Below are 20,110 nucleotides of genomic sequence, written 5' to 3'. Positions count from 1 at the left end.
AAAATGCAGTTTTCCTTGTGATGGAATCGGGCTGGCGCACAAACGCCAGCTTCGATTTCATCGAGCCGTCTGCAAGACCGCAATTTCACCGGAACGGTGTATAATTGCGCCCTATTTCATAGGGGGTTCGGAACGTTCTGCTTTTCGTGAACGTCATGCACCATCTTTGCAAGAGCCAGCACGACTTCAGGCTGACGGAACGAGATTTTCAGCAGTTCCATCACCTGATCATCGGTCAGTTCTCCCGGACAGACCAGAAAGCTTTCCAGCATTCCGGCACGGGTGCAAAGACGATGCACACGCTCTCTCCGGTTCAGCTCTGACATCCGGCGTTCAAGAATCTTCTCCCGGTGCTGGCAAGAGCGCAGCTTCTGCTCTGCTTTGGCTTTTTCGCTGCGGAGGTAGGCTAGGTCGGTTTTCGGTTGGGTCAACGGCATCACGCTCCTTTACAAAATAAAGAGCCAAACAATCAGATCTGCTTTGCACTGATTGTTTGGCTAGGAAAAACGTGTATGATTTTTGCGGTTTACTCGAACTCTTTCAGAAAAAGTTTTATTTATGTTTTTGATAAGCTTTCTCGATTAAAAATCCAATTACATAGGATATGGCAATCGTCAATAACCATATCCATACTCCGGGGTGACTACGTAACTGTTCTATCTTTCCTGGAAGCATATCGGGGGATATTTTCGATTTGTTTGCCTCTACAATAAAGTCTCCGATGGTTTGTCCGACAATAATTCCTATAAAATTTCCAGTTGAAATACTTATCGATCTAATATGATGATCCAAAAAATCCATAAGTACTGGAATAATCCAAATATAGAGATAGTGATTTCGGCTCGTCCAATCAAAAAGGTAGATATTTCCAAGGAATCTAGTGGAAACGATGTATAGTATCAAAAAACTCCCTATATTAATAAAAAGAAAACAATACCTATTTTTCAATGCTATCACATCCAGTATTCCGTGGCAGAAAGCCATGCCGACCCGGAATTCAACTTGTAAAAACGTTTGATATTCTTATTCCATTCATCCATAATTTGAATGTAGAAATCTCCTGAATAATAATCTCTATACCCAAAAGCGAGAATCCAATGCCATGCGATAATACTATCAGCCAAAAGGAGATCGCATGGATGATCATAGTCCAGTGCATCTTTTAGCGTATCAAGAACGGCCACAGAAGAACAACTCAAGTTATATCCACAGCTGGAAAAATACTTCTCGACTTTTCCGGAAAGTTCAAATATTGGTCCGTTTCCAACAATATTATGTACAGCAATAAAGGTGTCACGAGCACTTCCTTTTTCAAGGTCAAAGTATCCCTGATTGGAAAAATACATTGCCAGATTTGTTGCTGCCGTTGCGCCACAGTGATCGTGAGCAATATCATTATAGTCATTCATCTGAACCCATTGAACACCACTTACCGGAAGCCTTTTCTCGCTATAACCACCAGAAGGCATATCATCCCACTCAATGAATCCATAATCCCCATCACCTGTTGGAAATGCCGGATAACGCTTTCTTATCTCACTACACTGCTCTAAAATAGCAGATGCAAGCGGCTCATTATCATCTTGCAACTCAGGATACTGCGAGTACAAATCCATCATTCCCTGAGATTCACTTGAAAAGACACTAAAATCAGAGTCATTAACAGAGAATGGACCACCATACACAATATGTGTCGTTGGAGATTCATTCAAGATTTTACGAATTAGAGGATTATCATCTTCGCCAAATTCAATTACAGTCGGATTCTTTATATTATTATTAACGATAGCGTATCCTCCGTTTTCCAACTTTCCATAATATGCGACAATGTTTCCAAACTCATCATACAGAGGGATAATTTCGGCAATCACGGATTCTTTTGGCCAAAGAATTGTACCGTTATCGGGTGCTGAAAGAAAATAGTGCATAGAAACCAAAACATCCAACGAATCCATACCCGGACTTTCCATTGCGTACGCTGAAGGCGCAATAGAAGCAAGAGCAGTTGTCAGAAATGTAGCATGAAGACCACTCATAAAACTTCTTCTAGATATTTTCATATTTGTATCCTCATAATTAAGATTAGATAAATGTCTTTATTTGAAGCTATCAAAAATTTTGCTGAATATACTTGTCTAATTGCTTTGCTGTATTATAAACAGTTATTAGATTGTTTAGCATTGAACTTGATGCCGCAAAAATTCTTGCTAAGTAATTTAAGACTCTGCTTATTTTTGTGATATTTGAAACGATGCTATCAATTGCTTCGATTTCAGTTCCGCCTTGAATTGTAAGTTCTTCTTCTGCTGTAATATATGAAAAATCAGCAGGAAACCGTATGGAACTTTCTGAATTCATGGTATCTCCTTTGTAGCCAATACTGTTACACTTACAACTTTGTGCACTGGAATCACTTCCTTTATCAATATTTTGTTGTCTGATATTATTCGTTGTTAAGAGATTCGGGAACATCCGGTTGGTATGCCGTAAATCCGCAAGTGCTGTTAACACTCAAGATAGCGAGTGCCATGGCCATCACACAAGTGAATTTACCAAAAATCAACATCCATTTTTTATTGTGCGTTTTCATGATTTTCACCTTCCCAAATTTTAATTTGTATAATCAAGGCAATCATCATAACATTATGAATGAAGCCCCTTTCGACAATTATATAGTACGAGCTGGTTTTATTTTTTGATAGAGTGGACCTACTGCAAATATAACTAGAACCCATTTGGAGAGATAATAACAAGTTACAATACGGTTATTTGGAAGCATATTTAGAAGCGTAATTATAAAATCCACTGCGGAGAGTGTCGATGCGATTATCTTATATTTCAGACGTTTCTTTTCGTTCAAAGGCTTGTTTTTCGCTTCAACGGGTGCGAAAAGAATCGAAATGCTCAAGAGAAGTGCTGTTGTCATAATGCGGAAAATATAAGTGACTACAATCAATTTGCTCAGCAAAACACAAATCAAAAACATCCCAGAGAACGCAAAATAGCAGCGTATGTGTGATGTCGCATGGTATCCACCAATATAGATCCGTTGGAGAACAAATCCAAGCAAAAAGGAAAGCGAATAACGAAAGTCACCACATATAATGGAAACAAGTACAACAATCAGGACGCTTATAACAGATGAAATAAGTAATTCATATCCATAGACATAAGCAGCTGCATCGCAGGTGTCAATTACATCTTGCTCACATAGCTTATTTACAATTTTCTGAGAAAGTGTCCGTTCCCACATTGTAATGTCACTCCCAGTTTGGAGATTTTCAGCTTCAATATACCATAGATTTTTTTGAAATCAAGACTTTTGGCAAAACTGGTCGTTTTGGCGGCAAAAGTGGTAAGCCGAGTTCTAATTAAAGCAGGCAGAGTAATAGCCATCCACTTGCAATTAATGCAGATGGATGGCTATTAGTTTTACTTTTGGGGAGCAAGCTTTCCGGTTTGATGAATCAAGATAGAACTAATACGAGATTCTATTTTTTCTTGTGACCTTTTATGCTCTTTATGACAATATACATTATTATGAGTACACAAATACTTCCGCTTGATAGGCAAAGAACCTTATCCACTGTTCGCAATGCTCCAACGGCACTCCTCATTTTCCAATAGTACAAATCATAGGATAAACTCATTATTGAAAATGTAAGAAGTCCATAGTACGCTTTTTTCATTAATTACTGATATCCTTATTGATTTATCCTTGTGTCATCAAAGATTTACGGCATCACATAATAATCTTCTGCATGCCACGTTGCGCTACCACCATATGGTTCCATAGGAACATAAGAACTTGTCCATGCAGAATATACTCTAGCATTCCCTGATCCAATATTTGTAAGATACTCAATCAATATTCCATTTTGACCATGATTGCTTGCAGTATCAACTTGGTTGAAATTGAGCCAGCTTAAAACAAATTTTGCACCATTTGCAATTTCAACAACGGCAGATGCAAGAAAGGCATATCCCCATTTTTCGGAAATGTATTTAACAATAGCACCCGTTCCCATTGAACTTATCTTGTCGATGATATAGCTTCGAATATCGGGAACCTGTTCTGAAATCCATATATTTACGTTATTTCTTGGCAAATAGGTCTGGTATACCACGCAGGTCAAAGATGTGATCCAACCGTTTTTAAGATCACTGTATGAGCCGCCTTTAGGCGCGTATCTCTGAGATGCTTTGGCTCCCGTTTGTTTGAGTACAGGGCTGCTTTGATAAATATCATAGGAGCCGTCTGTTTGCTGATATATAATAGCATCAGAGCTAATTACGCTTTTATATCCCTCTGGCAGTTCGGAATATGGGATTCTTTTACCTTTTGAGGCTATTCCATTTGATGCGAAAGCTGTCGATGAAAGAGCTGTAAACGCCAACGCAAACGAAAGCAAAATTGCAATGAATCTTTTTGTGAATGTCATTTTTTGCACCTCTTTCTACAGAAATTGTCCTTTTAATGTTATTGGATTCAATTAATGTTATGAGTTCTGCATTGGAAGCACCCTTTCTTGACTCTTGAAAGTTATGTTCAACATTGTAAAGACACATACAGATAATATAACTTGCAGCTTCAATGTACCATAGAATTTTTTGAAATCAAGACCTTTGGCAAAACTGGTCGTTTTAGCGGCAAAAGTGGTATGTCAAACCACTTGTCAGGCGCAAATGCACAGTTTATAATAGTGTCAGCAACATTACTTTGTGGAGGACAACAAAATGGCGAGGTATCGAATTGCAGTCTGCGATGATGAACCGTCAGAACTTGAAGATATTGTTGAGAGCGTCAAGCGATATGATGTCCATGTGGAAGCCCTCCGAAAAAATGAGCAAGAAAAACTCAGAGCGGAATTTAACGAGCAGCAATATCGCTTGCAGATGGAGTATTATCAGCAGCTAAAGGAACGGCAGGAAGAAACAAGAGCCCTTTGGCACGACATCAAAAAATATATTCTGGCAATGCAGGCAGTTGCGGAACGCGGGAATTCCGAAGAACTTCACAAAATTGTACGAGATGCAACGGATGCCTTTGAACGTTCCAAAAATATTTCTACGATTGGAAATCCAGTTGTGGACGCACTGCTGAATCAGTATTTACATACAGCAGAAGAAAACGGCATCAAAGTTACTCTGGACGTAACGATTCCAGAAGTTCTATCTATATCTCCGTTATCTTTAAGCATCCTGATTGGAAACACATTCGACAATGCAATTGAAGCTTGTTGTGGCTTGCCGCCAGAACAACGAAAGATCCATTTGCAGCTGCGCAAACAGTATCGAAGCCTTTTCTACCGCCTTGACAATCCATACAGTGATATCTCGCGCAGCCTTCGGGTTGGCAGCCACCATGGATATGGACTGAAAAATGTAAAACGTGTGGTGAAGGAAAGCGATGGCGATTTTTATGCCGAAAAGAAGAATGGAACTTTTACCGTGAAAGTTCGATTGAACTGCGAGAATTAAAAATATTTTTATTTATGATAACAACCCTTCATTTGTAGTTACTGCAAATGAAGGGTTGTTGTTCTATGTAACTTGTTTTTTATTTTAATCCTCTAGTCTACCATGGTCGCAACCAAGTGAGAGATAATGCTCAATCTCACCACCCAACACAAGCTGGGCATACTCCAAGGGCTTGTTGTAGAGCAGCCAATCCAGCTCTGCTTGCTGCGCAGGGGTGTTGCCGTATTCGTCCTCAATAGCGATGCAGTCGATGGAAAGAGTGGCTCCATCCTCAAACCGGACTTCCACCCGGTTGGTGTCCATGTTGTAGCGGCAGGAAAGCACTTTTTGAGAGCGATTATGGTCAAAATTCTGATTTCGTTTCATTTGAATGGCTCCTTTAATGATTTTAAGGTTTGATTTTCAACGAGATGAGGTCTCTTTTTTCTTTCTCTTAAGTCACCCAACCGCACTATCCTGCATCGGTTGCACAGATCAGACTCTCCACATCTTTCCGCTGCATGAGCTTTTTCAGGATTCCGAACTGCTTTTTCGTGCTGGCGGACACCTGATACTGCCAATGTTCCGGCAAAATCGGAAGATCATCATACTTCCACTTTGCATACTTTTCATCATAGGCTTCCGGCTGGGAAAGTTCCACCAGATGCCCCACACACCAACTGACAAGGTAGCCATTGCCCTCCATATAACCGTCCCCGCGCTGATCTGCCCCGATCACTTTCGAGAGACTCATGGCAACCGAGGGCTTTTCCGCTAATACAAGCTTCATTCGATACTGCTCCTTTCGCAAAAAAATTAGCAGCCAGGCACCGAAGCGCATGACTGCTATGTAAGGAACGGTATTCTGTTTTAGGTCTACAAACTGGGGCTTTTATGATCTTGCCACAGCTTATCAGTCTATGCACGTCAACTGTTGAAACCGCCGTGTACCGAACGGTACGCACGGTGGTGTGAGAGGACGGCGGCTAGTCACCGCCTCCTACTCGCTTGTGCCCATGTTTCGGCCCTCCACATCATCACTCCGCGCATGCGTTGTGCCTCGCCGCAACGCATTCTGCCCCTCGCTGACTCATCGCCAGGCATCGCTGATGGTGTTCGTCTGCCCATCCTCACTTCTGCAGTATCTGCTTTTCGTTCTCCTGCACACGCCGCTCGAGCGCTGTATACTGCCGGAGCTCGTCCTCGGTAAATCCCCGGAACTTCGCCTGCTCGTAGTCACGCTCCGTGGCCGCGATATCCTGCAGCACCGCATCCGACGCCGGCAGCAGCTCGAGACGAATCTTCCGCGGCTCGCGTTTTTTCTTCGTCATTCCGTTCGCGTCTGCATCCTGTGCCTCGCCACGCTTTCCGAAAAGACCGGTCGCCTCGGCTATTTCCGCCGCTTCACGTCGTTTCCTCGGCACGTCGACCACTTCGAGCATCCCGCGTGAGACCAGCTTCTGCAGCGCGGCGCGCAGATCCCCGCGGCTCATATGCATCAGCTCCGCGAGATCCTTCCGGCTCAGCGCCTTTCCGGCATCCTTTCGATCAGTCGCCTCCGCGGCATCTTCCCGCGCAGGCATCTGCGCTTCAGCCCCTCGAGTGAGCGCCTTTCCCGCGTCCTTCCGATACAGCAGCAGCGACAGCTCCGCCAGCGTCATATCATACTTCAGCGCCACCGACTCGAGATAGCGCTCGAGCAGCTTCCGGTCGCGGTACTTCTCCACGATGATCCCATCCTCCGAAATCACCTCCTGCAGCGCCTGGCTCCGCTCCTCACCGAGCTTCTGCGTCCCCGGAATCGTCGCCGGGAACACGAAACCATCCTTCGCCGCATCCACTAGAAAATGATAGACCTGCAGCCGCTTCCGCTCATACGCATCCTCATCCAGCACATGCTTGAAGAAGTCGTTGTAGCACTCGAACATCGCGAGTTTCATCTCCACCGTCCGCGCGAAGCTGATCTTCTGATTCACCAGCGAACCCTTCGTCTTCACATAATAGTAGACCGGCGTCCGCAGCGCATAGAACGTCGTCGCATAGCGCACATACTCGAGATTAAACAGAAAATCCTCGCACCAGCTGAGCTTCGCATCCATCCGGATCCCGTGCGCCTCCACAAGCGAGCGCCGGTACAGCTTATTCCACAGCACCCCATAGTAGTAGTCCGCCGGGTTCTCCATCATGAAGCCAACGAACGCTTCACGCCCGATCACCTGGTCCGCGTCGATATCCCCCTTCCGCGACACCATCTCTCCGATGACACGATAGAAATCCGCGATCACCATGTCGCAGCCCGTCTCCTCGGCCGCCCGCACCATCAGCTTCGTCGCATCCGCCGTCAGCCAGTCATCACTGTCCACGAACTGCAGAAACGTACCCCGCGCCCGCGCGATCGCCTGGTTTCGCGTATCCGACACCCCCGTATTCTCCTTATGCACGACCACCACGCGCGCATCCGCCCGCGCATATCCGTCGCAGATCTCCCCGGACCGATCCTTACTTCCATCATCCATGAGGATCAGCTCGAAATCCCGAAACTCCTGATTCAGAATACTGTCCACACAGCGCGCGAGACTCTTCTCCGCGTTATACACCGGCACGATGATACTGACCTTCGGCTCCATAGGCACCTCCATCAAAAAACTACTTCTAGTTGTACCATAAAACCCTCCCGTTGACACTCGTATATTTCTGCTCACTTTTCCCGGGCCAATGTCTCGGCCCTCCGCCTGCTCACTCCGCGCCCACGCGTCCGCACCCTCCACCTTCTCACGTCGCGTCCACCCATTCGCACTCGTTGCCTTTATCGCGCCCATGCCTCCGCCCACTACCTCCTCACGTCGCATCGAAGCACCAATTCCCTCATGAAAATGTCATATTACAGCATAAATTCGCTCATGAAAGTGTAATGAAGCACGGATTATTCCCTCATGAAAGTGGCAAAATACTGAAAAGAACGCTCATAAAAGTGGCAGAGCACGGAAATCTGGATGGTAAAATTCCGAGTTGTTGAGCTGTTCTTACTTTCTATTTTATCAGATATCGCCTACAGAGTCCATAGCTTCATAGCTCAAAACAGTTCACCCACCAACCATTTGGCTATGTAAAGGGGACGGCTTTTCAGCCGCCCCACCGGTCAACGCTGCGTTAATCAGACAGGTTCATCGTCCGATTCCGCTTCATAATCCTCGTTGACATCCACTTCTTCGTCCTCGTCACCATCATCCTCCGGCAGCTGGAGCGTATCTTCATCCTCATCGTGATAATCCGCATCCGGGTCCGGCTGATTTTTCTTGGACGCAGGCTTTACGCCCTTCATCTTGATATAGAGATAACCGCCGACACCGGCTGCACCGATCACAAACAGAAGCAGCATAATCATCGGAAGCGGAGACGATTTCTTCTGCTCGCTCTCTGTTTTCTGCTCTTCCGGTGCCGGTTCCGTCTCCTGCGGCTTTTCGGTTTCCGCAGGTTCCGTGACTTCCGGCTCCTTCTCCCGATACTTGGCAGCTTCCTCTTCATCCATCAGCGCAAGCAGATCGGCCTCGTCCACCATGTTCAGGAAATGCACATTCTGGTTGCCGTCTTTATCGCGGTCGATGATCAGATAAAAGGTGTTGCCCGCCTTTGTCACCAGCGTAATGAACTGCTGGCTGGATTTATCTTCTTCCTCACCGATATCGTCCACCAGCGTCATATTTCCTTCCGGAGTCAAAGCTGCACTGGATTTCGTCTCATCCTCGTATGACATTCCACTCTGCATCAGATCCAGAAACAGCTTCAGCGCATCTTCACTGAACATGCTGCTGTCTTTTGCAGAATCCGTGACATTCAGGTACTTTCCATGTGCATACCCGGTTTTGCCGTTGAAGTTTACCTTATACCAGTCACCGCATTTTTCGACAATCTCCACCGTATCGCCGGAATGCAGATATCCGATAATCTCCTGATCCATGCCGGGACCGGAACGAAAATGCAGACTGGTGATCCCCGGCACCACCGTACCAGTCTGCTTTTGGGACTTTTCGCTGCCGATATTGTATTCTTTGCCGCCCACCGTAACGATCAGGTTCCCATCCGCATCCGTAGAGATCTCATAGCCATCCGGCAGAACCTGCATGTCCGGGTCGATTTCGATGCTGTCGGTATTGTCCGTTTTCCCCGCATTTGTGCTTTCTGCTGCATCCGTCTCCTGTGCAGCGGTACTGACAGGCGTGTTCTTCTGCACATCATCGCCCGTATAGGCAAATGCAGTGGTCGTAAAGGTTCCTGCCGCCATCACGCTGGCAAGCAGCATTGCCATCATCTTTTTCATTCCATATCCTCCGTTTCTTTCTCATCCAGTTTCAGGTTCTCCGGGTTGGGAACCGCAGCCTGCGCCAGCTGAATGATGACTGCCAGCTGTTCCGGGGTCAGGCTCTGGGCATGTACCATTTCACAGATTTCGCTGTTTTCCTGCTCGTGGTACTTTCTGTCCCATTCCTTTCTGCGCTCCTCCCATTCATCGCGTTTCCTGCGGGCTTTCTCGCGCTCCGCAGCAATCTTTTCCAGTTTCAAGCTCATATCGTATCCTTTCCGGGCGAATAAACGCCCTATTTTTATCGAATTCTTCCCATGCAGTAGTAGTGCTGCCGCCAGTAGCTCGTCTCAATGGAAGCATAGGAAATTGGTGAGCCACAGTGGATCATCATCCCGTTGCCGACATAAATGCCCACATGGGATGCGCCACTGGTGTTGTAGGTTTTCTGGAAGAAGATCAGGTCTCCGGGCTTTGCCTCACTCTTCGGGACAATGTCGCATTTTCCCATCAGACCGTTGGCCGTCTGCCTGCCTACATTCCAGCCATTGCCGCAGTGGTTGATGACCCAGCTTACAAAACCGGAGCAGTCAAAACTGGTACTCGGCGAGCTGCCGCCCCAAACATAGGGATAACCGAGATATTTCTCTGCTTCGGTAATCATCTTCCGGAATTTTTCATCCGTCAGAGCTTCGCCCGGAATGTCGTAATCCTGGTATTCTCCGCTGGAACCCGCGCCATCCGGCGTTGCAAAGGCTATGCCTGCAAACAGGTCATCTCGATTGCCCCGGCACTCCAGTGTGACTTCGTATCGTTGCAGCTGGTCATCTGTAAGGCCGGAATTTCTTGCAACATAGTCAACGCCCCGATTGAGCAGTGTTACATTGAGGATTTTATACTCATACTGTACCGTCACCTGATAGGTGTAGGTGTGTCCGGTTCCGGTGATTGGATTGTAGCGATAGCCCACACGGGTTTCCTTCCTTGTCCGGATTTCCACCTTTTCCTCCAACTTCAGCTCATACTGCGCTTCAAAAATACTCTGGAGCCGCGCCTGCACCTGGCTTCTCGTATAGTTTTCAAATTCTACGGTCAGCAGAGATGCAAGCTCATAGGGATTGTGACCAATCTCTGCCAGATTGTAGCGATACTCGTCATAGCCCGGATGGTCGGTTTCAATGCGGTCGATTTGTTTGCGAAGTTTATCTTCCAGCCTGGTATAATCCGTCTCCACGCCTTTCAAATCTTCATCTTCTGCCGTGTAGGAAGTCCCCAGCACCACATTGCCGCCGCCATTGATCAAGACGGAGCATGACGAAACCGACCCGGCAATCACCAAAACAAGCAGTCCCACGGCTGCGATACCGATGATGATATGCGAGTGGCTCTGCACAAACTGAAATGCCTTTTCCGTTATACTGACAGTACCCTGTGCAGCTTTGGCTGTGCCAGATGCTGTGTTCTCCGCAGCGGCCGCACCTGCCTTCGCAGCGGCATACTCTTTTTTGATGGCCTGCTTCTGCCGCCATCGGGAAAAGAGATTGGAACCAGCCTGCGGATCAGACTTCATGCGTTCCGCAAAGATGGAATCTACGGCATCTTTATTTCCCTTTTTCTCCAACCGCTCCAGCTTTTTGTACTGCCGCAGCTTTCGACCATATTGGAACCGGGAACCAGCACGGGCTGCACCTTCCGCTGAGCCTTCGGTAAAATGCGCTGCCTCCACACCAGAATTATTATCCTGGTCGGCATTGCGCACACTCTGATGTGCCTTGGCTGAAAGTGCATCTGCCGCAAGATTTCCCGGCTTCTTTGGCTTTCCGCCCTTTTTTCCGGAAGCTGCTGCATTCTTTTTCGCTTTTACTTCCTGCTCTGATTTCAGCTTCGTGCTGCGCATCTTGGCAAGATCGGCTTCGTGACGAATCTGCCTTCGGTGTTCCGCTTTTTTCTTGCTGCTGTCTCCCGTACTGCTATCGGCGGTTTTGTTTCTGGAATTGCGAAGGGTGTTCTCCGCACCCTCGCGCTCCTGCCGCAGCTTGTCTCCGAGATTCGGATTTTTCTTGCCAGCCATCGCTTACGCCTCCTTTGCTTCCTGCACTTCGGTTAATTTAGTCGTCATAATCCGGTACAGTTCCAGATCGGTCGGGAAACGATCAACGAATGGCAAAATCACATTTCCGTAGAACAGCAGTCCTTCACCTTCGCCGGAGTGGGTCACATAGGACAGCTGGTGCGGGCTGATATTCAGCTGATCCGCCAGAATCTGACGGTCACCGGCTGCCTGATTCAGCATATAAATGAAGTCGCTGTTTTCAAAAATGTTCGTCACTTCGCGGGAAGAAAGCAGGTCTTTCACATTCTGGGTGATGCCGGTGGGAATACCGCCCCATTTACGGAATCGCTTCCAGATTTCTACGCTGTAGGCCGCTGTCTGCTCCTCTTTCAAAAGCAGATGGAACTCGTCCATATAGTAGCGGGTGGCTTTACCAGCATTACGGTTGGCGGTCACACGCCCCCAGACCTGATCCTGCACCACCAACATACCGATCTTTTTCAGCTGCTTGCCCAGCTCCTTGATGTCATAGCAGACCAGCCGGTTATTGATATCTACATTGGTGCGGTGATTAAACAGGTTCAGCGAACCGGTCACATAGATTTCCAGTGCTGTTGCCACATGGTGTGCTTCCTTTTCATCCTGCCGAAGCAGTGCCTCGTACAAGTCCTGCAACACCGGCATGTTCTCCGGCACAGGATGCTCAAAATAGGTCTGGTAAATCTGATGAACGCAGCGGTCGATAACCGTCTTTTCTACCGGCTGCAAGCCTTCTTTGCCGCCCACGATCAGCTCGCACAGTGACAAGATGAAATCTGCTTTCAGGGCAATCGGATTATCCTCTTCCGAATAATTCGCATTGATGTCCATTGGGTTGATATACTGCGTGCTGGAAGGGCTGATTTTAATGACCTGCCCCTCAAATTTCTGCACCAGTGCTGTGTACTCAGCTTCGGGATCGCACACGATTACATCGTCATCCGTCACCAGGAACGCATTGGCGATTTCTCTCTTGGCAGAGAAGGATTTACCGGAACCGGGGGTACCCAGAATCAGCCCGTTGGGATTCTTGAGCTTTTTCCGGTCAACCATAATCAGGTTGTTGGACAGAGCATTCAGCCCATAGTACAGAGCTTCTTTCCCGGTCTGAAACAGTTCCTGGGTAGTAAACGGCACGAAAATTGCTGTACTGCTGGTCGTCATGCTGCGCTGAATCTCAATCAGGTTCTGTGCCAGCGGCAGGCAGCTCATCAGCCCCTGCTCCTGCTGGAAGTCCAGACGGCGCAGGTTGCAGTTGTACTTCTGTGCAATGCTGGAAGCCTGAAACACATTGGTTTCCAGCTCCTGCTCCGTTTCGCCGGTGTTCATCACCAGAAAGGTCAGTAGGAACATACGCTCATTCTGGCTCTGCAATTCTTTCAGCAGTGCCTTTGCGTCCTTGCCGTAAGTTGCCAAATCTGACGGAATGATGTCCATATCATATCCGGAACGGACAGCTTTCTTCTGTTCCTCAATCTTGGAACGATCCAGCTCCGTAATGGTGTGCTTAATGGACTTGATTGCTTTATTCTGGTCTACCGACTGAATGTGCATGGTCACAATCTGGCTGGATTCCATATCCAGAAAATCCTTCAGCAGCTGATCCGACAGGTCGGAAGCCGTGATCTGGAGATAGGACATGGAGCCATACATCCCGCCCATCTGAAAAATACGGTTCTTCGGAAAGGCAAAACCGGTCGGTGCAATAAAGTCCTTTACCGACAGCCCGCTCTCCGGCAACCACTTCCAATCGAAATTGAATCGGTCATGGTCACCCATGTGGAACATATCGTGCATCAGATGAAGCCGTTCCTTGCCGTTCAGCAATTTTGCCCGGACACCCAAGCGTTTGAAGTTGTTCATCAGGTCGATCTCGATGTGAATGAGCCTCGGCTTTGCCTGTTTCATGGATTCCGCCTCAATGCCAAACGTCAGGTACTTCGTCTTGGTCAGGCCGTTGTTGCCCTGGGCAAGCTGGCGGCGCAGCATGGTGCTGTACTCCGTGCGCACCGGATTGAAATGATCCTTCTGGTACGGGATACGCACCATCTTCTCAAAATTCGAGGCATCCGTAGCCATATTCATAAAGGAAAGCTCAAAGCGGATGCTGGAATCAAAGAAGTTCAGGAAGCTGCACCATTCCTCAAAGATAGCCGTCTGATCTTCCTGTTGTGCCAGCTGATAATTGATGTCCTGAAACTGGATGGTTTTGGTGTAGTAGTTGTCCGTCACACGGCAAATACCGTCCGGGAACATCCGCTGAAAAGGAATGCTCTCCTGTGCCGAGTGCGGAACCGTGCGGTCCCCCCTTGCTCGGTCAATCACCGTCTGCACCTGTTTTTGCTCTGCGGCTGACAGATGAGACGGCATTCGGATGTTATCCTGCTTTTTATTCTTCGCTGTCAGCTTTTCGAGAATTTTGAACAATGCGATTTACCTCCATTTCCACATCTGCCTGCTGCACCAGCAGTGCATAGTAATTTTTTGTTTTGTAAGGCCGCGTTTTCGGCCTCTTGAACTTTGCCTCATAGAAGTGCTTTGCCACCACTTCCAGCGGCTGACCGTCTTTCTCGTACATGGCGAGAAAGAAAAGCGGCAGCATCACTGCCATCATGCCAAGTGCGGCAAGGCTCAGATTTCCGCTGGATTTGAGCAAAAAGAAAACCGGAACGCCAATCAGCGCACCGGCTCCAAAGCAGAGAATCTGCCGTTTGGTCAGGTTCATAAAGACCTTGGTTTTGACCTTTGAAAGGTCTCGCGGCACAGAAATATAAGATGCCATGAATCATTCCTCCTTCCTTAGTGCGCTGCAAACACGGATTTCGCAAGGCTTCCCGTCTTAAACAGTGTAAATGCCAGCAAAACCGTATAGCCCATAACGCCCCAAATGCTGCTGATGATGTTATCCGAAAAGGACAGGTTCTGAATCAGAACTGCATAGATGCCTACACAGATCATGATAAGAAAGCCTTGGAATCCCAGTGCAAACAGGGAACGCAGGTAGTTTTGACCGGTATGGCTCTGCTCATGGTTTCCAAAGGTTGCGAACGGAATCGGCGCAAGGCTCACCATGAGATATATTTCCACCATTCGGCCATACACGATGACAAAGATGATAGCCGACAACGCCAGCATCGTGACCTGAACCACAAAGGTCTGCAAATACAGTCCCAGCAGCGGTCCCAAGTCCATTCCTTCCAGTGTAGCCTGCATTGCTGTCAGGGTCGCATCACTGACGGACGTACTGCCGGAAATCAGACCGCCGCTTCGGGAGATCACTTGCTGCGCCACATCAAAGACAGCCATCGTGATATTGAATGTGTTCGAGATCAGAGTCACTGCCAGAAAGGTCTTAAAGACCCATTTGAAAAATGTCCACGTCTCGAAATTTGCCAGATTGTTATGCTCGATGAGCATCTGGATCAGCTCATAACAGGCGATGAATGTCAGCACCATTCCGGCAATGGGCAGGATCACGGATTCCGAGATGTTGCGGATCATAGAAAAGACCGCAGGTGAAAAGTTCGCCGGTGTGGTTCCCACATCGCCTGCGATCTGTCCAACCTGCTGGTTGACCGAATCAAACATCCCTGAAAGATTTCCCATGATACCGCTGATGATCATGCTCTTGAGCCAATCTGTGATCTGTTCAAGGATACTCTGCATGAGCCGCCTCCTTCCTTACGCAAACACACCGAACAGCTTCGCCATCCGGGACAGAAGCATGAACAGCTGTGAGAAAAGAGACAGTGCCGATGCAGTTGTAGTAAGAAACGCCATAGATTTGTCCTCCTGTAACTTGTCCGGCCTATCAGCCGGTGCGATTCTAAACTGCGATTCTGCGCCAAACTTCCAACATGTGCACCTGCCGGAGAGCGCAGAAAATAGCCAGCTGCGGATATTGCCTGCACCTGACTATGTAACAGGCAGCTTTCGCCGCCCGGTCGGAATCTTCGCTCCGACAGCTTTCGCTTAACCGAACAGACCGGAAAGCAGCGGCACCAGAGTCGTGCCGATCAGTGCCACGCCGCCGCCAGCCATCAGCTGTTTTATCCCCAATTAGGTGTAAAACTCTGCTCGATGGCGGGCGGCGGCGTACAAAAAATCTATATGGTGTTTTTAAGAGAACCGTCCCGGCGGGACAGGTCAGGCAGTGACCTGTTCCACCTCCGGGATGGGTTTGAGATTAAAATGAATTTCGATAGAAATGTGTCTTGTTTTATCTTCGTCAATGCGCTCATGCACGACGATTTCTTTGATTAAGCGGTTGAGGGTGGCTGCGTCCAGTTCTGTAATGTTGGCGTATTCCTGAATGGCTTCCACCCATTGTTTTGCGTCATTGGCAAGCTGGACTTCATCGGACAGCCGCTTTCTGCCCTCGGACACTTTTGTTTTAAGTTCCGTCTGCTCGGTCTGTGTCTTTTCCAGCATGGTGTTGAAGTTCTGCTCACTGATACGCCCTGCAATCATATCTTCATAAAGCCGCATTACCATTTTGTCCAGAACCTCAATCCGTTCCTCGTCCCTTGTAAGGGAGCGTTCCATTGCTTCCCGCTGTTCCCGCTGCTCGGCTTCACAGGTATTGGTCAGGCGGTCAGCAACCGCTTTCCCGTCCATCAGGGCAGCTCTGGCACATTCCCGGATTTTCCGCAGCACATGACTGTAAAGGGTGTCATAATCAATCCGGTGCTGGGTGCAGTGGTTCTTTCCAAAGGCATTGTAGGTCTTGCAGGAGTAAATCTGCTGGGGATGTTTTGCGTTTGTGTAGCGTACCGTCAGAGACTTCCCACACTCGCCGCATTTTATCAGTCCGGCAAACAGGCTGATTTCATTGGTCTGCCCCGGACGCTGGCGGGATTTCAGCTTGTTCTGCACAATGTCAAAGCTCATGCGGTCAATCAGCGGTTCATGCTGTCCTTCCACTACAATCCAGTCCTCCGGCTTCTTTTCCCCAATCGTGCCGATTTTGAAACGGTAGTCCTTTTTCTGGGAAGCAATCGCCCCAGTGTAAACGGGATTCATCAAAAGGTCTTTGATAACGGAAAAGTCCCACATATACCGCCCGTTTTCCGGGTCTTTCTTTTCCCATTTGGTGCGGGTATTGCGAAGCCCCCGTTCCCGGTTCCACCATGTGGGGCAGGGGATTTTTTCTTCCTCCAGCCGTCTGCGGATATAGTTCGGACCATGACCGTTTAGGGCATATCCGAAAATCAGCCGCACAATCGGGGCGGTTTCCTCGTCAATGAGCAGATGGTTTTTGTCCTCCGGGTCTTTCCGATACCCAAACGGGGCAAGACACCCGGTAAACTGTCCTTTCTGCGCTTTCAGAAGATAAGAGGAATGGACTTTCTTGGAAATATCCTTGCTGTACATCTCGTTCAGGATATTCTTGAACGGGGCGATGTCGTTGTTATCCCGCAGGGTGTCGATACCGTCATTCATGGCGATATAGCGGACACCGTTTCTTGGGAAAAAGTCCTCAATCAAATGCCCTGTTTGCAAATAGTTACGCCCCAGTCGGCTGAGGTCTTTCGTGATGACAAGGTTGATTTGCCTGCGCTCAATGGCTCTCAACATTCTCTGTAAATCAGGACGCTCCATATTAAGACCTGTGAAGCCATCGTCCTGATAGACTGCCACAACCTCCCATCCCTGCTTTTCGCAGTATTTTTCCAGCATATCACGCTGGTTTGCGATACTGGCACTTTCGCCTTGCAGGTCATCGTCCTTTGACAGCCTGCAATAGACCGCCGCACGATAGCCCCCGGCAAGTGCTGAACCGATTGTTCTGTATTCCATTTCGTTCATCATAGCCATTTACCCACACAATCCAGACGGTATCTGGCTCTGTTGAACCTCATCTTCATTATACTTCAAATCTTTCTTTTTAGCAAGATATTCTTTTGTATTTGTTTTGCCGTATTTCTGGGAAATCAGGCTGACGAACACATCGGTGGCGTCCAGTTCCCCGTCAAATACGGTTGTCACTTCAATCTTGGTCTTATTTTTCGCCATAGGCAGTTATCCTCCATACATGAAAATAGCCAGACAGAGAACGGTCGGCAACGAAGTCCGGCAACGGGCTTCAAAAGACCTTGCAAACAATCTCAATCTGGCGTTGATTACTATTTATACTTTTCTTTTATTTTTCTGTTGTTTTGGTTGTCAGAGAGGGAAAAAGCCCGGAAATAAGGGATTTTCCCCGGCAACCGGCTCGGCAACGGGATAGCAACGAAGTCGGCAACGGGCTGTCATTTTCAGAATGGAAGCTCCATCTGCTCTGTGACCTCCACAAAACCGTCCATAGATTTTTCGGGCGGGTTGTCGGTGTCCGTTGCCGGGATTTCACGCTCCCAGCCCTTTTGTCTGCCGTATTCCGCAAACATCCTCGGATTGGAAAAGTAGTTCCACCCGGTAATGCACTGGTTCATTATCTCGTTGATTTCCCGGATTTCCCATTGCTTCGGCTCATCAAAGGTGTGGTTTAAGGCTTCCTTGTAGAGCTGCTTGGAGCAGACCGTTTCCCCGGTGTACTTATCAAGGTAAGCCTGTATCATCCCGGCTTTGGTGTCCTCCGGCATAAAATCCCGCTGGTGTTCTTTGAGATACCGCTGCATGGCTGGGCTGAATGACAGCTTGAACATGCCGCTTCGGTAAATCTCCATTGCTTCCGCCCACATCTGGCTGATATAGGCTCTGGAAGCGGCTTCGTCCTCCAAAATGTGAACCTCGGCTTGCTCCGGGTACACCATGACCGGGATAAATCGGCGGTTGCCGGAACGGTCAAGGGGGAGAAAGTCAAGGGCGTTGGAAGTGCCGCCGAACACGCATTGACGGGGGCGGTCTGCCGGGTGAGTTTCATAGGGAATTTTGTAAACCTCTTTCTGGCGGCTTAGAAAGGACTTGATTTCCTCAATGCTCTTGGCATTGGCGGTTGCCATCATTTCCGACATTTCAATTATCCAGTGACCTTGCAGCTTGCGGTACACGTTATCATCGTCCAGCTTCCGCAAATCATCGGAAAACCACTCGTCCCGGACTGCCAGCAGCCGGAAGAAGGTGGATTTGCCAGCCCCCTGACCGCCTACCAGACACAGCATGATTTCAAACTTGCTTCCGGGCTTAAATGCCCTTGTAATCGCCCCCAGCATGAACAGCTTCAAGGCTTCATAGGTGTAATCGTCCACATCAGCTCCCAGAAAGTGCCGCAGACAGAAGCGGATGCGCTCAGTCCCGTCCCATGCAAGGCTGTTCAGAAAATCCCGGATGGGGTGGTACTTATTCTCATTCGCCACAATCCCGATGGCGGTTTCAATCTTTTTCTCACTGGTAAGCCCGTAGGTTTCCTCCAGATAGAGAAGCAGATACTTCATGTCCGTATCGGTCAGGGCTGTGCTTTCTCTGTGAAAACCGATGGGCTTTATGATGTCCTTGCGGTCGGTCAGGATGTTGTAGGCGATTGCCCCGGCAAGCACAGGGTCACGCTGGAATACGGTCAGGCAGTTCCGTATGCTCTGGCGGACGCCGCCTTTCTCGGTGGTTTCCAGAGTTGCCTTTACTTCCTCAACGCTCTGGGGCGGCTGCATGGCGTTCATGGTGTTTTTTAGTTCTTGCTGCGTCTGCGGCTGCAAGCTCTGCCATTCGCTGTTCAAGCTGTATCACATCCTTTCCGTAGTCCATAATCAAAACCGCTTTTTCCTCTGTCTCCCCGAACAGCAGCACATCCAGCAGATATTCCACATGGGCTTGCTTCTGCAAGGCTTCCACGAACCGGGGATGAAACGCTTCCTCCGGGGAGTGCGGGGCATAGTCGGTTTTCCATACCCGTAAGAGGTGTAGATAATCGGCAAGGACACGGAAGCAATGTGCCTTTGCTTCCCGGAACTGTTCTTCCGGGGATTTCTGCCGGGGCTTGGGCTTCCTTGCCCTGCCCGGTGGCTTCCAGTCCTCATAGGCAAGCCCGAAGTCACTCGCCAACTGTGCGGCGGCTTCCTTTTTCCCCAGCCCGTACAGGGCAGCTACAAAATCAATCACATCCCCATCTGCACCACATCCGAAGCAGTGGAAACGCTTGTCCAGCTTCATGCTGGGGGTCTTATCGTTGTGGAACGGGCAGCAAGCCATCCCGTTTCTGTTTACCCGGATTCCGTAATGCTCCGCAGCCTGTCTTGTCGTAACGGACTGCTTCACAGCTTCAAATACATTCAAATCAATTCCTCCTTGTAAAAAAGAAAAGGCACTTATCATTCTCAATCTGA

20 protein-coding genes and 2 pseudogenes are annotated in these 20,110 nt (G+C 48.4%); 1 reads left to right on the top strand and 21 read right to left on the bottom strand.

Features of this window, described 5'->3' with window-relative positions; all coding sequences use genetic code 11:
* Positions 1-116 precede the first annotated feature (116 nt).
* From MTP42_RS01945 to MTP42_RS01915, 7 genes are all read right to left on the bottom strand, one after another.
* A complete protein-coding gene (locus MTP42_RS01945; protein WP_249257840.1) occupies positions 117-437 on the bottom strand; it encodes a DUF3847 domain-containing protein in 321 nt (106 codons plus the stop codon).
* A gap of 115 nt (positions 438-552) precedes the next feature.
* On the bottom strand, positions 553-801 hold the full coding sequence (locus MTP42_RS01940; protein ID WP_249257839.1) for a hypothetical protein: 249 nt from the start codon (positions 799-801) through the stop codon (positions 553-555).
* 152 nt (positions 802-953) lie between these two features.
* Positions 954-2,036, bottom strand: a complete 1,083-nt coding sequence (locus MTP42_RS01935; protein ID WP_249257838.1) for a hypothetical protein — start codon at positions 2,034-2,036, stop codon at positions 954-956.
* 73 nt (positions 2,037-2,109) lie between these two features.
* Positions 2,110-2,358 carry a hypothetical protein gene (locus MTP42_RS01930; RefSeq protein WP_223385112.1) on the bottom strand — a complete coding sequence of 83 codons (249 nt, stop codon included), beginning with the start codon at positions 2,356-2,358 and terminating at the stop codon, positions 2,110-2,112.
* 85 nt (positions 2,359-2,443) lie between these two features.
* The gene (locus MTP42_RS01925) at positions 2,444-2,590 is read right to left on the bottom strand and encodes a cyclic lactone autoinducer peptide (protein WP_249257837.1); all 147 of its coding nucleotides are present in this window, start codon (positions 2,588-2,590) and stop codon (positions 2,444-2,446) included.
* A gap of 78 nt (positions 2,591-2,668) precedes the next feature.
* On the bottom strand, positions 2,669-3,253 hold the full coding sequence (locus MTP42_RS01920; RefSeq protein WP_249257836.1) for an accessory gene regulator ArgB-like protein: 585 nt from the start codon (positions 3,251-3,253) through the stop codon (positions 2,669-2,671).
* A 481-nt stretch (positions 3,254-3,734) separates the two neighbouring features.
* Positions 3,735-4,442 carry a hypothetical protein gene (locus MTP42_RS01915; protein ID WP_223385111.1) on the bottom strand — a complete coding sequence of 236 codons (708 nt, stop codon included), beginning with the start codon at positions 4,440-4,442 and terminating at the stop codon, positions 3,735-3,737.
* A 295-nt stretch (positions 4,443-4,737) separates the two neighbouring features.
* On the opposite strand from MTP42_RS01915, the gene MTP42_RS01910 reads away from it, so the two are divergent.
* On the top strand, positions 4,738-5,481 hold the full coding sequence (locus tag MTP42_RS01910) for an ATP-binding protein (protein WP_249257835.1): 744 nt from the start codon (positions 4,738-4,740) through the stop codon (positions 5,479-5,481).
* Positions 5,482-5,565: 84 nt separating this feature from the next.
* Here MTP42_RS01910 and MTP42_RS01905 read toward each other — a convergent pair whose 3' ends face one another.
* The 14 genes and pseudogenes from MTP42_RS01905 to MTP42_RS01840 all read right to left on the bottom strand — a co-directional run bounded on the left by MTP42_RS01905 (position 5,566) and on the right by MTP42_RS01840 (position 20,060).
* Entirely contained in the window at positions 5,566-5,847 is a 282-nt protein-coding gene (locus MTP42_RS01905) for a DUF6061 family protein (protein ID WP_223385108.1), read from the bottom strand.
* A gap of 88 nt (positions 5,848-5,935) precedes the next feature.
* Positions 5,936-6,250: pseudogene (locus MTP42_RS01900) on the bottom strand (toprim domain-containing protein); the annotation flags it as partial.
* A gap of 340 nt (positions 6,251-6,590) precedes the next feature.
* Positions 6,591-8,087 carry a glycosyltransferase gene (locus MTP42_RS01895; protein ID WP_442899447.1) on the bottom strand — a complete coding sequence of 499 codons (1,497 nt, stop codon included), beginning with the start codon at positions 8,085-8,087 and terminating at the stop codon, positions 6,591-6,593.
* 527 nt (positions 8,088-8,614) lie between these two features.
* Positions 8,615-9,778: a CD1107 family mobile element protein gene (locus MTP42_RS01890; RefSeq protein ID WP_249257833.1), complete on the bottom strand. Its 1,164-nt coding sequence runs from the start codon at positions 9,776-9,778 to the stop codon at positions 8,615-8,617.
* Positions 9,775-10,026: a DUF4315 family protein gene (locus tag MTP42_RS01885; RefSeq protein ID WP_005929904.1), complete on the bottom strand. Its 252-nt coding sequence runs from the start codon at positions 10,024-10,026 to the stop codon at positions 9,775-9,777. The genes MTP42_RS01890 and MTP42_RS01885 overlap by 4 nt, the downstream gene beginning before the upstream one ends.
* A 35-nt stretch (positions 10,027-10,061) precedes the next feature.
* Entirely contained in the window at positions 10,062-11,831 is a 1,770-nt protein-coding gene (locus tag MTP42_RS01880) for a CD1108 family mobile element protein (protein ID WP_249257832.1), read from the bottom strand.
* A 3-nt stretch (positions 11,832-11,834) separates the two neighbouring features.
* Positions 11,835-14,222 (bottom strand): VirB4-like conjugal transfer ATPase, CD1110 family, encoded by a 2,388-nt coding sequence (locus MTP42_RS01875; RefSeq protein WP_249258292.1) that lies wholly within the window; start codon positions 14,220-14,222, stop codon positions 11,835-11,837.
* 19 nt (positions 14,223-14,241) lie between these two features.
* A complete protein-coding gene (locus MTP42_RS01870) occupies positions 14,242-14,634 on the bottom strand; it encodes a PrgI family protein (RefSeq protein WP_002576402.1) in 393 nt (130 codons plus the stop codon).
* Positions 14,635-14,651: 17 nt separating this feature from the next.
* Positions 14,652-15,518, bottom strand: a complete 867-nt coding sequence (locus MTP42_RS01865) for a VirB6/TrbL-like conjugal transfer protein, CD1112 family (RefSeq protein ID WP_002576403.1) — start codon at positions 15,516-15,518, stop codon at positions 14,652-14,654.
* Between the two features lie 306 nt (positions 15,519-15,824).
* Positions 15,825-15,908 (bottom strand): annotated as a pseudogene (locus MTP42_RS01860) (Maff2 family mobile element protein); the annotation flags it as partial.
* Between the two features lie 90 nt (positions 15,909-15,998).
* Complete coding sequence (locus MTP42_RS01855) at positions 15,999-17,669, bottom strand: recombinase family protein (RefSeq protein WP_008394601.1); 1,671 nt, start codon at positions 17,667-17,669, stop codon at positions 15,999-16,001.
* Positions 17,670-17,867 carry a hypothetical protein gene (locus MTP42_RS01850; RefSeq protein ID WP_002595176.1) on the bottom strand — a complete coding sequence of 66 codons (198 nt, stop codon included), beginning with the start codon at positions 17,865-17,867 and terminating at the stop codon, positions 17,670-17,672.
* Between the two features lie 242 nt (positions 17,868-18,109).
* Positions 18,110-19,447: a virulence-associated E family protein gene (locus MTP42_RS01845; RefSeq protein WP_008394605.1), complete on the bottom strand. Its 1,338-nt coding sequence runs from the start codon at positions 19,445-19,447 to the stop codon at positions 18,110-18,112.
* Positions 19,416-20,060: a CHC2 zinc finger domain-containing protein gene (locus MTP42_RS01840; protein ID WP_025544160.1), complete on the bottom strand. Its 645-nt coding sequence runs from the start codon at positions 20,058-20,060 to the stop codon at positions 19,416-19,418. Before MTP42_RS01840 ends, MTP42_RS01845 begins: the two co-directional genes overlap by 32 nt.
* Positions 20,061-20,110: the final 50 nt, after the last annotated feature.

Origin of the sequence: Faecalibacterium sp. I2-3-92 (assembly GCF_023347315.1) — a bacterium.
Classification (GTDB): domain Bacteria; phylum Bacillota; class Clostridia; order Oscillospirales; family Ruminococcaceae; genus Faecalibacterium; species Faecalibacterium duncaniae.
The sequence above is the reverse complement of the archived record's forward strand: the minus strand, read 5'-3'. Positions and strand labels throughout refer to the sequence as shown.

Bases quoted from the DNA above. Each gene is read 5' to 3' on its own strand.
- MTP42_RS01920 (WP_249257836.1), bottom strand. From the start codon at position 3,253: ATGTGGGAACGGACACTTTCTCAGAAAATTGTAAATAAGCTATGTGAG.
- MTP42_RS01850 (WP_002595176.1), bottom strand. From the start codon at position 17,867: ATGGCGAAAAATAAGACCAAGATTGAAGTGACAACCGTATTTGACGGG.
- MTP42_RS01880 (WP_249257832.1), bottom strand. From the start codon at position 11,831: ATGGCTGGCAAGAAAAATCCGAATCTCGGAGACAAGCTGCGGCAGGAG.
- MTP42_RS01895 (WP_442899447.1), bottom strand. From the start codon at position 8,087: ATGGAGCCGAAGGTCAGTATCATCGTGCCGGTGTATAACGCGGAGAAG.
- MTP42_RS01905 (WP_223385108.1), bottom strand. From the start codon at position 5,847: ATGAAACGAAATCAGAATTTTGACCATAATCGCTCTCAAAAAGTGCTT.
- MTP42_RS01935 (WP_249257838.1), bottom strand. From the start codon at position 2,036: ATGAGTGGTCTTCATGCTACATTTCTGACAACTGCTCTTGCTTCTATT.
- MTP42_RS01845 (WP_008394605.1), bottom strand. From the start codon at position 19,447: ATGAACGCCATGCAGCCGCCCCAGAGCGTTGAGGAAGTAAAGGCAACT.
- MTP42_RS01915 (WP_223385111.1), bottom strand. From the start codon at position 4,442: ATGACATTCACAAAAAGATTCATTGCAATTTTGCTTTCGTTTGCGTTG.
- MTP42_RS01925 (WP_249257837.1), bottom strand. From the start codon at position 2,590: ATGAAAACGCACAATAAAAAATGGATGTTGATTTTTGGTAAATTCACT.
- MTP42_RS01945 (WP_249257840.1), bottom strand. From the start codon at position 437: ATGCCGTTGACCCAACCGAAAACCGACCTAGCCTACCTCCGCAGCGAA.
- MTP42_RS01855 (WP_008394601.1), bottom strand. From the start codon at position 17,669: ATGGCTATGATGAACGAAATGGAATACAGAACAATCGGTTCAGCACTT.
- MTP42_RS01910 (WP_249257835.1), top strand. From the start codon at position 4,738: ATGGCGAGGTATCGAATTGCAGTCTGCGATGATGAACCGTCAGAACTT.
- MTP42_RS01890 (WP_249257833.1), bottom strand. From the start codon at position 9,778: ATGAAAAAGATGATGGCAATGCTGCTTGCCAGCGTGATGGCGGCAGGA.
- MTP42_RS01875 (WP_249258292.1), bottom strand. From the start codon at position 14,222: ATGCCGTCTCATCTGTCAGCCGCAGAGCAAAAACAGGTGCAGACGGTG.
- MTP42_RS01930 (WP_223385112.1), bottom strand. From the start codon at position 2,358: ATGAATTCAGAAAGTTCCATACGGTTTCCTGCTGATTTTTCATATATT.
- MTP42_RS01870 (WP_002576402.1), bottom strand. From the start codon at position 14,634: ATGGCATCTTATATTTCTGTGCCGCGAGACCTTTCAAAGGTCAAAACC.
- MTP42_RS01865 (WP_002576403.1), bottom strand. From the start codon at position 15,518: ATGCAGAGTATCCTTGAACAGATCACAGATTGGCTCAAGAGCATGATC.
- MTP42_RS01885 (WP_005929904.1), bottom strand. From the start codon at position 10,026: ATGAGCTTGAAACTGGAAAAGATTGCTGCGGAGCGCGAGAAAGCCCGC.
- MTP42_RS01940 (WP_249257839.1), bottom strand. From the start codon at position 801: ATGGATTTTTTGGATCATCATATTAGATCGATAAGTATTTCAACTGGA.